The following is a 15,183-nucleotide window of genomic DNA, read 5'->3' on the forward strand; positions in this document are numbered from 1 at the left end:
CATGACAAAAAAATACGACGTAGCAATCTTAGGTTGGTGGCATAATAGCAATTATGGTTCAATCATGACCTACTACGCATTGAACAAAGCGATTTTAGAAAAAGGTTACTCGACATTACTTGTTAATGAGGCTTTAGGATATCCTGCACGAAACAAGTTAGCAGAAAATGCACCGGCCATTAAGTTTACTAAAAGACAAGGCTTTGATTATACAGAACAAACACATTTTTTAGAAAATGATAAACTCAACGAACAAGCAGACACGTTCATTGTTGGTTCTGATCAATTATGGAATCCTTTTATTCCAAGAATTAATGATGATTTATTTTTAAGTTTCACAAAACCTGAAAAAAAACGTATTGCTTACGGAACGTCCATTGGAAATTTTAATCGTGAACATTTTCAATCGGAACATTTTGGAATGGATTTTGAAGCTGTTCAAAAACAAAATTTGGAACGCTTTGATTGGATTTCAATGCGAGAAGATGATGGGATCGAATATTTTAAAAAAACTTTTTCCTTTGATGTGCCTCAAGTAGTTGACCCTGTCTTTTTGATTGACCCCCAAAACTATCGGAATTTAGCGGATATGGCGACTTATAAAACCGAAGGACGTTATATGTTAGCTTTTATTTTAGATCCAAATGAAGATAAACGTCGTGGTGTCCAAGCAGTAGCCGATAAATTAGGTTATGACCGAATTGTCATTTATACAGATGCTAATCCTGCTCAGCTCAAAAAGGCGAGAGAAATATTTGATGGTTCACAATATATTTTTGATGATGATATTCGTTCTGAAAATTGGTTGAATGCTTATCAAAATGCAGGATATGTGGTAACTGATAGTTTTCACGGTTCAGCATTTGCCTTTATTTTCCAAAAACCTTTTTCCGTTTTCTATAATAAAATCCGAGGCACTAATCGTTTTTCAAGCCTGATGCGGCTGTTTAAACTGGAAGATTCACGACGTATTTATGAAGAAAATACAACTGAAGACATTCAAAACAATCCAAATGTATCCATGAATATTGATTTTTCGCAAGGAAATCAAAATTTAGCAGAACAAGTGACAATATCTGATATGTGGTTACAGCAAGCATTACAAGCTCCTAAAGCTGAAGATAAAATCTTATCTGGAGCAACGATGCTAGCCAATCGTGAAGCTGGTTGGATGAATATTCCAAAAGATAAAAAAGTTCCTCTTTTAGATGCATTACTATCAAATAAATTCGTTTTCTACCGTGAAGCAATGCATGGGGAGGTTATTCGTCAAGATGTGCAGTTTTTACCAGATGGTTTCTTGGGCAACGTTTCAAATGTCAATGAGGCTTTTTGGAAACTGGAAGGAAACAAGCTTTTAATCCTAAGTAAAGATAAGCAAGTCACAACAAGGTTTGAAAATTTAGAGGCAGAGTACAGTGGATTAAATATGCGCATTGTCGGTGAGTTTGTTCCGAATCCCCAAGTGAAACACGTGCTAGAAACTCAAACAATGTCCATTAAAAGAAGTAATGATGATCCAGATTTTGCGCGTGTGAAACTTTTGGTTACGAAGTTACGTGATTATGGGGTCAAGGATATTATCTTAGCGGCTGGTGGTCGCGATGTGGTTCTGAACCGAGCGTTTGAAAATAACCAAAATGTATTTAATATTCATTATGTTATTGATGAAAGAAGTGCAGGATATTTTGCTCTGGGGGTTGCAAATAAAACGAAACGTCCAACGGCTGTTGTAGTGACTAGTGGTACTGCAGCCTCTAACCTAGCTCCAGCGATGACGGAAGCCTATTATATGAATCTTCCATTGATTGCAATTACAGCAGATCGTTATGTAGAGTACCATGGCATTGGTGAAGATCAAACCGTTGAGCAAGCCAAAATGTTTGAACCAATGATTCGTCGTTCTGTTGATCTCTCCAATAGAGTGAGTCCATTAACAACTTGGCAAAGTAATCGTCTGATTTCTCATGCGATTTTAGATACTCAATATGGGCCTACCCATATTAATGTTCCTATTCATAATCTTCCAGATATGGCACCTATACACTTGGCGTATAAACTTTTACCCGTCAAGCACATCAAAAGAATTAGTGCAATGGACACTGAGCAAGCATGGCAAGAATATGCAGATATTTTGTTGAAATCAAAACGGATTTTACTCATTTACCGTCAGAATTATAAGCCGACAGCAGAAGAACAAGAGCACATTAATGCATTCGCTGAGCGTTATAATGTAACGATTTTAGCAGATTGGCTTTCTAATATTCATGGGCCTCAAGTCGTTCATCCATACATTGCTTTGAGTTCAATATCACAAGCAGAATTTAATGAAAAACTACTTCCTGAGGTAGTCTTAACAGTTGGAACGAAGAACACGATGAACCATCCAATAAATTTCAAGCTAAGAGGCGCACCAGCCTTTAGACATTGGGATGTTGATAGACGTGGTGAATTGCGTGATATGTACTTCCATTTATCAACAGTATTTAATGTTACGGATGATTGGTTCTTTAAAAAATTTGGTGATTTTGCCCAAGGAAAAACTAATGACAACGAATATTTGAAAGTCTGGCAAGACTATGAACAAAAATATCCAGCACATCACTATCAAAACTATAATAGTCATTTTGTAACTCAAAAATTATTAGAGGCAATACCTGAAAATTCTCTCTTTCATATTGGTGTAGGGACTGCTTTTATTCAAGTGCATTCAGACAATACTGTTCCAAACAAAAACTTAGAGGTTTTCCTGAACATGGGAACAAATGGTATTGACGGTTCAGCCTCATCCTTCATGGGTCAAGTTGCTGTTGATGAAGATCCACGTTTAAAATTTTTAATTATCGGAGATGTGAGTTTCTTTTACGACATGAATTCCATTTGGAATAAGGAATTAAAAGGAAATATTAGAATCCTACTCATCAATAATGGTGGGTCAGGACTTTTGGAACACTATGGTTCTAAAGGCTCTAGGGCAACACATACTGCAGTAGCAGAAGGTTGGGTTAAGAGTTTAGGTTTTACTTATCTGTCCGCAAGAAATAAGGAAGAATTTGAAACAGGATTAGAGCGTTTTGTATCTTCTGAAACAGCTCCACTTTTCTTTGAGGTATTTCTATGAAGGAAATCTTAGTAATGGGAGGAACGGGTGCAATGGGAATGTATCTCGTCCCCCTGTTGTTGCAAAAAGAGTATAAGGTATGGGTCACAACCAGAAGAGAGTATAGTTCTACAGATAGTAATCTCGTTTATTTAATTGGCAATGCTAAAGATTCTGAATGGTTGTTAAAAGTGATTGGGGGTAGAAAATTTGATGCTGTATTTGATTTTATGATGTATAGTAATTTAGAATTTGAAGCAGCAGTTTCTAAACTTCTATGTATGACTAAACAATATTTTTATTTTTCTAGTTACAGAGCCTATGGAGACAACTCAGGTGAATTGACTGAACAAAACACGGATTTAAAAATTGATTTAGTTGATATAAATAGTAATTACAAAATAGACAACTATGGTTTAAGAAAAGGTCATCAAGAACAGCTTCTATGGAATTCTGGCAAAAAAAATTGGACAATCATACGCCCAACGATGACCTATGGGAAAAATAGAATTCAATGGTTTGCTGGAGATAATTTTGATGTCATGCGAGCAGTTAGAGGAGTTTTAACAGCTCTTCCATCGTCGGCATATAATTCTTATACAAGTTTTACGTATGGAAAAGATGTAGCTCTCATGTTAGAAGCCTTGATTGGTAACAAGAAAGCCCTTGGGGAAGATTTTCACACTTCAACTGAAGCAATAACGTGGGGAGAATCGATTGATATTTTTTATCGAGTTTTTGGTTTGCAGGTTCTCCTTGTCAAAGATGAAGAATATCTGAAAAGTATTGATATCGATGATGGACGCATAGTGGATAGATTTAGAAATAGAAACTTTTCTAATCACAAAATTTTGGGAGTGACAGGTTTAAGCAAAAATACCTTTCATACGTTGGAAAAAGGATTGAGCGAAGTTTGGCGAGAATCAGATACATCATCTTATCAAATAAGCAATATTGCCGCCTATCATCAAGCTAAATTTGATGCCTTAACTCATAGTTTGACTGACTTGAAATATATTCCTCAAACGACTCGAATACAATTTGATAGTATAAGAAAAAACAGTTTGTTCAAGGAGAAGGTAAAAATTGGAGCCTTTCGTCTTTGTGTTATCAACGACTACTGGAAAGTTCAACAGAGTATCGAAGGGGTGAAAATTTTTCGAACAGAAAAACTTAGTAATGGTCCTGTAATGGATAATCGTTGGTTGAACTTTGAAATTGATAACAGCGCCAATACAAAGGAAGGTGAAAATTATTGCTTAGCTCTAATCATTGAGTCAGAGATAGAAACAGAGTTCACGCCTTTCCTACATCACTGGGGAGTAGGTGTCCAGCTCTTAGGAAAGCAGCATTTAAGAATTGGACTAAATCAACTTGAAATTTATTTTAAAGCTGTCAGAGACAACTTTACAGATTTTTCTTTGACGGCTACAGATTTTACAATTCAAATTAGCTTTTTCATTAAAGAAATGCAATTAAAAAAAGTATAAACGGAAGTTGAGGTTATTATGGAAAATACTACCAGTGACTTTAAAGATCAAAAATGGTTGATTTGCCAGCCGATATTTTCAGAAATAATTGGCTCAACAATTCTTTCTCTTGAACTTGCTGAATATTTACAAGATGAAGGAGCAGAAGTTTGGCTTTATTCTTACCACATTGGTAATCCTATGGAAAAGATTGCCCAGAGTAGAGGAATAAAATTTATTGAGCATTCAAATTTCAAAGCAGAAGATTTTGATTATATTTGGAGTAATTCACAGTGTTTACCTCGATTTATTGTGGATAATTTAAGAGGACTCAAAGGGAAAACAAAACCAGTTTTTCTGTTTGCGCATCTTTCGTCTTTGAAGTTTATAGCGCCCGATGAATTTCCCTATATCCCTTTTTTGGAAGAAAGGTTAGCAAGTATGAATCTATTTGTTTCTAAAGAGGCTTTAGGTGTTCAAAAACCATTTTTCAATGAAAAACTTAATCCAGAACTTTTTGAAAATCCTGCCCCAGTAAAATTCGGAACCTATATCCATGAACGCCGAAAGAACTTAAAAAGAATTTTAATGGTAAGTAACCATCTCCCAAAAGAACTTGATGAAGCCAAAGAAAGACTAGAAGAAAGTGGAGTTCTTATCACTCAATTAGGATGGTTGAAAAATGATTATAAGTTGATTGAACCAGAATTTTTGGCACAGTTTGATGTGGTTATTACAATAGGAAAAACTGTTCAATATTGTTTATGTGAAGGAATTCCTGTTTATGTTTATGATCATTTCTCTGGAGATGGTTATCTGACAGTGCAAAATTTCGATGAAAATCGTCAAAATAATTTTTCAGGGAGAAAAAGAGGGAACAATTGGGCATTTATCCCAAGAAAGAAAAAAAGTGGTAAGGAGATTGTAGAAGAATTATTCACAGGCTATCAGTTCGCCGTTGATTTTCATACGAGCAAGCGCAAGGAAATGGTTGAAAATTTTTCTATTTCAAATGTTTTACCAAAAATCGTCAAAGCAATTCGACCGTTTGAATTTGGGGAGTTTACAGTTTCAGAAGTTCTAAACTTGATTGAAATGCAAGTGTTTAGTAAAAGAGCTTTTAAAAATCAGGTATTGCTAGGAAAATATAAAAAAGCTGTTTTGCAGTTACAAGAGCAGCTTGAAAATTTAAAATAAAAAGTTAAAAAGTGAGGGAAATAAACAGATACTATGCAAAGAAAAAATAAAAATAGTAAAAAAATATTTATCCCGATTATTATCGTTGTTTTAGTTTTAGTTATTGGAGGAGGTATCTATTTTATAAGAAAGCTACATCCTAGCACTGTCAGGGATAAAGTACAGACAACTCAAACGAGTCAAGTAGTTCAGACATTAATAGCTTCAGGTGAGTACACAGTTAATGCGCCATGGGAGTGGAAAACGGTAAAAATTGACGGTAACGCAGCGGTGGCTGATAATAATCCCAAGCGTACTTACATATTGAAGTCAGCAAGCAATAATAAAATCCAATTTCTGCAAAACGGGAAAATAGTAGCAAGTTATACTGTTGTAAAAAAAGGTACTAACTACTCACTTACACGACTTGATACAACAAAATATAAAGGAAAAATTGTGATCTTTACGCGTAAATAAGGAATCATGGAGAAAAATAATGAAATATAACACAAAAAATTACGATTATCTTATCGTTGGCAGCGGTCCTTATGGCGCAATTTTCGCTTATGAAGCTGCCAAGCGTGGTAAACGTTCGCTCATTATTGAAAAACGCACGCATATTGGTGGGAATATGTACACGCACAAAGAAAATGGCATTAATGTCCATGATTTCGGCGCACATATCTTCCACACGGATAACAAAGAAGTCTGGGACTATGTCAATCAATTTACTGAGTTCAATGGTTATATCAATCAAGTCGTTGCCAATTACAAAGGAGAACTCTATAATCTGCCTTTCAATATGAATACTTTTTATCAGATGTGGGGCGTGAAAACACCAGCAGAAGCAACCGCAAAAATTGCCGAAGAAAAGGCAGCCGCGGGGATTTCAGGCACACCGAAAAATCTGGAAGAACAAGCGATTTCGCTGATTGGGACGGATATTTACAGCAAACTCATCAAAGGTTACACAGAGAAACAATGGGGACGTAAGGCAACAGAACTCCCTGCTTTCATCATTCGTCGCCTGCCTGTGCGTTACACTTTTGATAACAACTACTTCAATCATCGTTATCAAGGCGTCCCAGTTGACGGTTATAGTGCGATTTTTGACAAATTGCTTGCGTCAGATTTGATAGATGTCAAAGTCAATACCGACTTTTTGACGGATAAAAAAACCTATCTGTCAGAATTTCCAAAGATTGTTTATACAGGCATGATTGACGCCTTCTTTGACTACAAACATGGCGAATTGGAATATCGCTCTGTCCGTTTTGAGAGTGAATTGCATGAGGCTGACAATGTTCAAGGCAATGCGGTCATTAACTACACTGACGCTGAAACTCCTTATACACGCGTCATGGAATGGCGCCATTTTGACAATCATGCAGATACTGGAAAATCAATTATCAGTAAGGAATTTCCACAAGATTGGGATAGAAGTAAAGAAGCCTACTATCCTGTGAATGATGAAAAGAACTCGGAACTTTTCAAGAAATATCGCAAAGAAGCAAATGAGCTAAAAAATGTTATCTTTGGTGGCCGGCTTGGAAATTATCAATATTATGATATGGATCAAGTTTTTGGAGCAGCGTTAAAGACTGTGGAGAAAGAGTTCAATGAGTAATAAAGCAAGAAGAAGAAAAAGGCGACAACCAAGAATTTTAAAAATTGGGCTTAGTTTGCTTCTTATCCTCATCGTGGCGCTCATTGGTCTGCTAGGTTATGAAAAAATTCGCTCGGCAGCACCTTCTGGCAAAGTTACTTCACTCAATGCATCAAAACATAACAAGGCTAGTTCTTGGGTTTCTACTTGGGCGGCTTCGCCTGTTGATATGGGAAATCATAACTACACAGGAACAATCCGCAATCTATTGGTGACTGATGTGAGTGGTACAGCCTTTCGCCTTAACTTTACGAATACTTTTGGTAATGCTGGTTTGCAGATAGAAGATGCTTATATCGGGATTGCGGACGCAAAAGGAAATATCATTGGGCAAAATGTACCAATTACTTTTCAAGGAAAGTCGGCAACAACGATTGCCCAAGGAAAAGAATTGCTCAGTGATACGATTAAACTAACTGTGCCAGCCAGAACAAGGTTAGCAGTGACTTTCTATACACCAAAGGCAATCGAGCAAACAGGACATTGGTTGGCAAATGAAACGTCTTATATCACCATCGGGACAAACCAAACGACAGCTAAGAATACAGCAGGTTGGCTTGAAACACCAAATTGGTGGTTTATTGATAGTCTTGATGTGCAAGCTTCTGATACGGGAGCATCAAAGACCATCGTTGCATTAGGAGATTCACTTACAGATGGTTTTCACTCGACGAATGAGGGAAGATACACGGATACTCTAATGAATAGACTGAATTCGCAAAAAGGTAATGAATGGAGTCTTGTCAATGAGGGGATTACAGGAAATCAAGTTTTAACAGATTCACCGACGAATGTGGCAAAAAATGCTTATTTTGGTCAATCTGCCTTATCACGTCTTGATAGAGATGTTCTCAATCGGCCTGCACTCAAGGATATTCTCTTGTTAGAAGGTGTCAACGATATCAATACTGGGGCTTCTGCTAATAAGATTATTGAAGGTTATAAGAAAATAATCAATCAGGCACATACATCGGGTGTTCGAGTTATTGCTGGGACAATTCCTCCTTTTAAAGGTTATCCTACTTGGTCAGTGAAAAAAGAAAAAGTTCGGCAGAAAGTAAATCATTGGATTTTGACGAGTGGTGCTTTTGATGGGACGGTTGATTTTTCCAAAGTATTAGTGGCTTCAGGTAATTTGGAAGAACTTAATCCGATTTATGACAGTGGCGATCACCTGCATCCTAATAATGCGGGCTATAAGGTGATGGGGAATGCAGTTAATCTGAGTTTGTTTAAGTGATTATGATTTCAAATAAAATGAAAGCTTTCAAAGTTATCTTACGTATTGTTGTGCTTCTGGGAGTGTTGTTTTTGGTTGGTTTCTTTTTTCCACATGAACAAGAAGAACAAGTCAATCTTGCGACAGATAATTTCCCAGACCCAACAGGGATTTATGAACAGGGAACTTACTATGCTTATGCGACATCGACAGACGGTTTGAATATTCCATTGGCAACATCAAAGTCAGGGAAAAATTATCAGATCATCGGAGATGCTTTGCCAGACTTACCAGACTGGGCGCAGAGGAGTATTTGGGCACCTCACATCAGTCAAGTGGGCAAACGTTATTTACTTTATTTTTCGGCTATTGATAAAAAGTCGAAAAAACGCTCTATTGGGGTCGCATGGGCAAATAAGCCGCAAGGTCCTTTTAAAGCGGAAGAAGAGCGCGTGGCGACAGATAATTCTGCGGGCGGTCTGATTGATCCAGATACTTTTCAAGATAAGGATGGGCAGAACTATCTCCTTTATAAAAATGATGGGAATGCAATAGGTAAAACGAGTTCTTTGTGGCTTCAAAAACTAAGTAAAAATGGTTTGGAGGTTACAGGGAAAGCAGAAAGACTTTTGACAAATACAGAGGTTGCAAATCCGAATGATAATGGGAAAGCAGGAGTTGTATCAACGATTGAAGGACCTTATTTGACCAAAGCACCTGATGGAACATATGTTTTGCTATTTTCAGGGAATTCGTATGTCACTTCTGATTATTTTACAGGATATGCAATAAGTAAAAAGTTGTCAGGTCCTTACCAGTACCAAGGGGCTTTGCTCACAACGGCATCGTTGAGAAATCAAATTGTTGGACCTGGGGGTGCTGAGCTTGTACAAGGAAAGGGTTCTAAGGAAACGTTGCTTTTGCATGGTTGGATTAAGGGCGTTAATACGGCAGAAAGCAGTCGTCAACTCTATGAATTATCATTTTTGTGGGAAGAAGGACATGTCCCCGAGGTAACGAAATAAAGAGTTAATAAGCACTGAGAGACCTTAATGTTCTCGTATTGAATAGTTATGGATATGTAAAGAGATGATGAGTGATATGGAAAAAGGAGGAAATTAATGATGAAAAATCGGGTTGCTATTATTGGTTCAGATTTATCGCGAGAGCTGTTCGATAAGAATAAACAAAAAAGTGAAGAGGAATTTGAAATTGTACTTTATCGAAAAAATTTATCTTTTATTTCCTTAATGTCAAAGGCAATTGAGTATGATTATAAAAAGTTAGATACAAAATTAAAAGTTGATGATGTTCAACAAATGTTAGATGAGTTAGACAAAGATACTTTGAGTGCTTTAATTGCAGTGCAACCGGATATTTTAATATTAGATTTCTATGGTGACGTTTTTAACGGTGTGATTGAAACTCAAGAAGGAAGCTTTTTAACAAATAGTTTTAAAGATGTAACAGGAGCTTACCTTTTATCTGATGTCAAAATTAAAAGGCAAATGAGTTCAAACCAATCAGTTCAAGAATTTTTAGACTATTCATCTATTTGGTGCCAAGCGTTCGATAGCTTCGTTGAATTTATTCAACGCTTTTTACCAGAAACACTCGTTTTAGTTAACACAATTAATTTTCTAGAAGAAACAAAAAGAAAAAATAATGTCAGTCAAGTTTGGCTAAGATTTAATGAATATGCTCAAAAAAAAGGTATTCCAGTCATTAATGATAGCCTTTTAGAACTTTATCAGCATATCTTTGGAAATTTTAAGATTAACCAATTGGAACTTTTTTCTCAAGCAAAAAATAAAATTGAAAAAACAAAGAAAATTTCAGAAACATCTCTTAGTTATAATTTAATCAATAATGCTGATTTCAGTGAAGGAAAAAAATATTGGCAAGATGATTCTGGAGAATACTTTGTCAAGAATGGAATTTTAGAGATTAATCGGCAAACTATGGAGGGCTTTACTATTTTGCATAGTGCACCGATTCAGATTTCAAATGATGGGAATTCAGTACATAAATTTGAGCTATCAATGGAAGTTTGGGTTGAAAATCTCTTTGCCCTTCACCTAAACGATGCATTTTTCTATATTTGGACTTATGATGACAAAGTGACTAGGGAAATTAAAGAGACCAAAATTTATTCTTCCAAACTTGAAAATCTGAGTTCTGGTAAATGGAAGCATATTAATATTGAGCTAAAATGCAAGGGAAAATATTTGGAATTAGGACCTCATATGGTTGGAGCAGGACATTTCCGTTATCGGAATTTATCACTATCATTGAAGGATTAACTGTTTTCAATAATTATCATAGATAAAGATTAAATAAAAAGAGAGCTAAACATGGATAAAGAAAAAACAGTCTTAGTTGCGGGAACTTTTGATATTTTACACGAGAGTCATGTGAATATGTTGCGAAATGCTAAAAATTTGGGCAGTAAGTTGATTGTAATGCTTTCGACGGATGAATTTAATGATGAAAAGGGTAAGAAGTGCTTTCAAGATTATGATACGAGAAAGTATGTTTTGGAATCCATTCGTTATGTCGATTTAGTTGTTCCAGAGCAATCTTGGAATGATAAGAGTCTTTATATTGATATGTTTGATGTAGATATTTTTGCGATGGGAGATGATTGGAAAGGGAAATTTGATTTTCTTAAAGAAGAGTTTCCTAATCTAAAAATTATGTATTTTCCGCGTGGCAAAGTTTCTTCATCAAATATAAAAAAAGAAATTGGGAAACTTTACTCAAATAATGATAAAGACATAGCAAAAGAAAAAGAGAAGAAGATTTTATGAATGATCTAAAGCTTATTTTTTCTAAATTATCATTTTTAGGAAATCCAGCAAAACTAATCAAACTTGTGTGGCAAATTGAAAGTTTGACGAAAAAGCAGAATTCTACTTATCCTAACTCATTAGAGACTGAAGAACTTTATGTGAAAATTGGTGAGGGGATTTCTCTGCTACAAAAGAAGAAATTTATCAAAGTAGAGTTTCTGCCTAATGAAGCAAACTTAATCATTATTTCTCAAAAAGCTTTCGAGCAATCATTGAAAATAGTGGGAAAACCAGTAGATGGAGATATCAATCAACTTCTCAAAGGATTACGTAAGGAAAAAAGTCTTGCAAAGTCCCAAGAAATTATTGATGCAATATCGGAATCATTTCTGACGAATGTACCAATGAAAAAACTGATTAACATTGTTCGCAAACAGATATTTTAAAGTCGTATGGAAAGGAGAAAAAATGTTAAGTTTATTAGTTAAAACAAGGTTAATGGTCTTAAGAACGATTCTTTCTCTTTTTCTTAGGATTTTAGGAAAATTTGTAAGAATAGATGACCGATTGATTCTTTTTGTTTCTTTTAATGGTAAATCTTATTCAGATAATCCACGTTATCTTTTTGAATACATGAGAGAGAGTGAAGAATTTGCTGATTATCGTTTTGTTTGGGCTTTTAAAAAGCAAGAGTCGATTTTGGGGGCGAGAGTTGTTAAATTAAATTCTTTGACCTACTATTATTTACTGACCAAAGCGAAGTACTGGGTTTTTAATGCGAAGATGCCAACTTATTATCAAAAAAAGAAAGGTCAGATTTACTTACAAACTTGGCATGGAACGCCTTTGAAACGTTTAGGTCATGATCTTTTTGATAATGGAAATACTTATTATCGGAGTCGTTTATCTTATGAGCAGATGCTCAAAAGTTATGACCAAGATAGCTGTCAGTGGGATTATTTGATTTCATCGAATACTTTTTCTAGTCAAGTTTTTGTCAGTGCTTTTGAAATAGAGAAAGAAAAACTGTTAGAGGTTGGCTATCCTCGAGTAGACTATTTGGTAAATAGTTCAGCAGATAAGCTAGTGGACTTAAAAACTCGTTATGGTCTGCCAACTGGCAAAAAAATTATTTTGTATGCTCCAACTTGGCGAGATGATTCTTTTGATATTAAGGGTTATAAGTTTGATTTGGCTGTTGATTTTTATAAATGGAAGGAGCGATTGGATGATAAAACTATCATTTTATTCAAACCTCATTATTTGATAGCGAATGCTTATCAAGTACCAGAAGAATTGCGTGATTTTGTCTTTGTCATGTCAGCAAGTTCAGATATTAATGATGCTTATTTACTGAGTGATATTTTGATTACTGATTATTCAAGTGTATTTTTTGATTATGCGGTGTTAAAGCGGCCAATATACTTTTATATGTATGATTTTGAACAATATGAGCAGGACTTAAGGGGCTTTTATTTGAATGTCCCTGAGGATTTACCTAATGACATCATCAAAACAGAAGAAGAATTATTAATGAAAATTAATGACGGAAATTTTGATTTTGAACGATTGAAGGATTTTAATCAAAAATTTAACTTATGGAATGATGGGAAAGCTTGTTCTAAAGTTGTTAAGAGGATTTTTAATGAAAACTAAATCAATTATTTTGACAATAATTCTTGGAATTTTTTATCCTTTTGCCTTCATTATGAGGGTGAAGAAGAATCGGATTACTTTTATTTCTTTGGAGCATGATAATTTGTCAAAAGATTTTAAGTTAATTTATGACCGTTTGAAGCAAAAAGATAAATATGAACTGCGGACGGTTTTGTTCAAGTTTGAATCTTCTCTTTGGGGAAACATAAAATATGGCTATGCTTGTATTCGTCAGTTGTTTTTAATTGAGAGTTCACGTTTAGTCATTATTGATTATAATAATTTTGTTGTTTCCAAGTTTCCACACCGTAAGAATGTTAAAGTCTTGCAGTTATGGCATGCGACAGGCGCTTTGAAAAAATTTGGAAATGATGTGGAACGAGATTATATCGTTAATCATTATGATTATACAATCGCTAACTCTGATTTTTTAAAACCAATTTTTGCACGTGCATTTAATGTGACAGAGGCTCAAGTCTTTGTGACTGGAATTCCAAATAATGATAAGATTTTTGACCAAAAATTTGTTGACCAGACTTCTCAGAGATTACTAGAAAAATATCCTCTTTTAAAGGGAAAGAAAATTATTACTTATGCGCCAACATTTAGAGGACGAATTAGTACGCATTTTAAAGAAGCACTAATTGATTTAGAGAAGGTTCATCAGGCAGTTGGAAATGATTATCTTATTATTTACAAAAGTCACCCGCTTATTCAGCATTCAAATTATGCCAAAAATGAACATGTTTTGTATATTCAAGATGAATTGATTTCTTCACTTTTTTGTGTGACAGATATTTTAGTGACAGATTATTCGGCGATTGCAATTGATTGGATGGTCTTTAATAAACCAATTATTGCTTATAGTCCTGATTTAATGACCTATTCGCATAAGCCGGGATTTACGATTGATTATGAAAATGAATTTCCAGGTCAAGTTACTAAAAATGAAGATGAGTTAATTAAAGCAATCGCGGCTGTTAATGGTGAAACAGAAAATGATAATTTGAAACGGCAACGATTTACTGACAAAATGTATAAATTTAGAGATGGAAAATCAACGGATCGAGTCTTAGATTTGATTGAATCAATAATGGCGGGTTAAGGAGAATAAAATGAGTAAATCCAGAATTGCAGAAAATGACAGTCACTTAAAACGTGGAGCTAAAAAAAAGAAAAGGACTACTTTAAAAATAATTTTGGCTGTGCTTTTGTTTTTGGTCCTTCTTATAGGTGCTGTTGGTGGAAAAGTTTATTTTGATGTGAAAACAGCTGTAACGAAGGCATATGTGAATCCGCCAACGCAAATGACTTCTGTTTCCTTAAAAAAGAAGGAGGCGTTTACGACGGCCATTCTTGGAATAAGTAAAATTGATGGGAAAGACGTCTTAGTTTCGGCAGATATGGCAGCGATGAATCCGCGTTTGCAACAAACGACGATTATCAATCTTTCGACAAGTGCTCTGCTGCCAGACAATCAAAGTTTACTGACTCTCTATAATTCTGGGGGAGAAGCAGCGGTTATTAAAGAGATGGAAAATCTTCTTCAAGTTAAGACCAATAAATTTGTAAGAATTGATTTAGACCAAATGGGAGAATTAGTTCAGGCCATTGGTGGTGTATCTATTCAGAACGCTAATGAATTTACTGCCCAAGGTTTCAAGTTTCCTCAAGGAACTGTTGCCTTAAACAACACCAAGGAAGTGGCAGCTTATTTCACTCGTTTAAATACCGGAGATACAAAAAAAGCTTTTGCACGTCAGCAAGAAGTTGTAATGGCAGTTATCGGCAAACTCAAAAGTCCGCTGCTTTTAATCAGACATTATGGTCAAATTTTGACAGTCTTTCCTAAGGTTTTTAAAACTACTTTTAATTTTGGAAATGTTAAGGCTTTAGCTTTAAATTATCATGGAGCAATAAGTATTAAAAAAATTAATATCCACAGTAGCAAAGTAGCAGGTCAGTCAGAAGTCACTGCGATTTCACAAGCAAATCTCGATTTGGCTAAAGAACAATTTCAAGAAAGTTTAAAATAAAAAGATAAAAATCATTGGTCAAGTATCCAATGATTTTTTTGTGACATCTATTTATTAAAAAAAGCAATT

At 35.1% G+C, this 15,183-nt stretch carries 13 protein-coding genes; all 13 read left to right on the forward strand.

The window, feature by feature from the left end; translation table 11 throughout:
• Nucleotide 1 precedes the first annotated feature (1 nt).
• The 13 genes from menD (at nucleotide 2) to KW2_RS04575 (ending at nucleotide 15,114) form a co-directional block, all read left to right on the forward strand.
• Nucleotides 2-3,121, forward strand: coding sequence for a 2-succinyl-5-enolpyruvyl-6-hydroxy-3-cyclohexene-1-carboxylic-acid synthase (gene menD, locus KW2_RS11760; protein WP_021037060.1), 3,120 nt, complete (start codon nucleotides 2-4; stop codon nucleotides 3,119-3,121).
• On the forward strand, nucleotides 3,118-4,590 hold the full coding sequence (locus KW2_RS11765) for an NAD-dependent epimerase/dehydratase family protein (RefSeq protein WP_021037061.1): 1,473 nt from the start codon (nucleotides 3,118-3,120) through the stop codon (nucleotides 4,588-4,590). Before menD ends, KW2_RS11765 begins: the two co-directional genes overlap by 4 nt.
• Before the next feature lie 18 nt (nucleotides 4,591-4,608).
• A complete protein-coding gene (locus tag KW2_RS04525) occupies nucleotides 4,609-5,766 on the forward strand; it encodes a hypothetical protein (RefSeq protein ID WP_021037062.1) in 1,158 nt (385 codons plus the stop codon).
• A 33-nt stretch (nucleotides 5,767-5,799) separates the two neighbouring features.
• A complete protein-coding gene (locus tag KW2_RS04530; protein WP_021037063.1) occupies nucleotides 5,800-6,222 on the forward strand; it encodes a hypothetical protein in 423 nt (140 codons plus the stop codon).
• A gap of 19 nt (nucleotides 6,223-6,241) precedes the next feature.
• Nucleotides 6,242-7,372 carry a UDP-galactopyranose mutase gene (glf, locus tag KW2_RS04535; RefSeq protein ID WP_021037064.1) on the forward strand — a complete coding sequence of 377 codons (1,131 nt, stop codon included), beginning with the start codon at nucleotides 6,242-6,244 and terminating at the stop codon, nucleotides 7,370-7,372.
• A complete protein-coding gene (locus KW2_RS04540) occupies nucleotides 7,365-8,651 on the forward strand; it encodes an SGNH/GDSL hydrolase family protein (protein ID WP_021037065.1) in 1,287 nt (428 codons plus the stop codon). The genes glf and KW2_RS04540 overlap by 8 nt, the downstream gene beginning before the upstream one ends.
• A gap of 17 nt (nucleotides 8,652-8,668) precedes the next feature.
• Entirely contained in the window at nucleotides 8,669-9,655 is a 987-nt protein-coding gene (locus tag KW2_RS04545) for a glycoside hydrolase family 43 protein (protein ID WP_244878748.1), read from the forward strand.
• Nucleotides 9,656-9,751: 96 nt separating this feature from the next.
• Nucleotides 9,752-10,933, forward strand: coding sequence for a DUF6270 domain-containing protein (locus KW2_RS04550; protein WP_021037067.1), 1,182 nt, complete (start codon nucleotides 9,752-9,754; stop codon nucleotides 10,931-10,933).
• Between the two features lie 51 nt (nucleotides 10,934-10,984).
• Entirely contained in the window at nucleotides 10,985-11,440 is a 456-nt protein-coding gene (gene tagD / locus KW2_RS04555; RefSeq protein WP_021037068.1) for a glycerol-3-phosphate cytidylyltransferase, read from the forward strand.
• Nucleotides 11,437-11,868: a hypothetical protein gene (locus KW2_RS04560; protein ID WP_021037069.1), complete on the forward strand. Its 432-nt coding sequence runs from the start codon at nucleotides 11,437-11,439 to the stop codon at nucleotides 11,866-11,868. Before tagD ends, KW2_RS04560 begins: the two co-directional genes overlap by 4 nt.
• Nucleotides 11,869-11,890: 22 nt before the next feature.
• A complete protein-coding gene (locus KW2_RS04565) occupies nucleotides 11,891-13,078 on the forward strand; it encodes a CDP-glycerol glycerophosphotransferase family protein (RefSeq protein ID WP_021037070.1) in 1,188 nt (395 codons plus the stop codon).
• Nucleotides 13,068-14,183, forward strand: a complete 1,116-nt coding sequence (locus KW2_RS04570) for a CDP-glycerol glycerophosphotransferase family protein (protein WP_021037071.1) — start codon at nucleotides 13,068-13,070, stop codon at nucleotides 14,181-14,183. Before KW2_RS04565 ends, KW2_RS04570 begins: the two co-directional genes overlap by 11 nt.
• 10 nt (nucleotides 14,184-14,193) lie before the next feature.
• Nucleotides 14,194-15,114: an LCP family protein gene (locus KW2_RS04575; protein WP_021037072.1), complete on the forward strand. Its 921-nt coding sequence runs from the start codon at nucleotides 14,194-14,196 to the stop codon at nucleotides 15,112-15,114.
• The last annotated feature ends 69 nt before the right edge of the window (nucleotides 15,115-15,183 follow it).

The organism is Lactococcus cremoris subsp. cremoris KW2 (assembly GCF_000468955.1).
Lineage (GTDB): Bacteria > Bacillota > Bacilli > Lactobacillales > Streptococcaceae > Lactococcus > Lactococcus cremoris.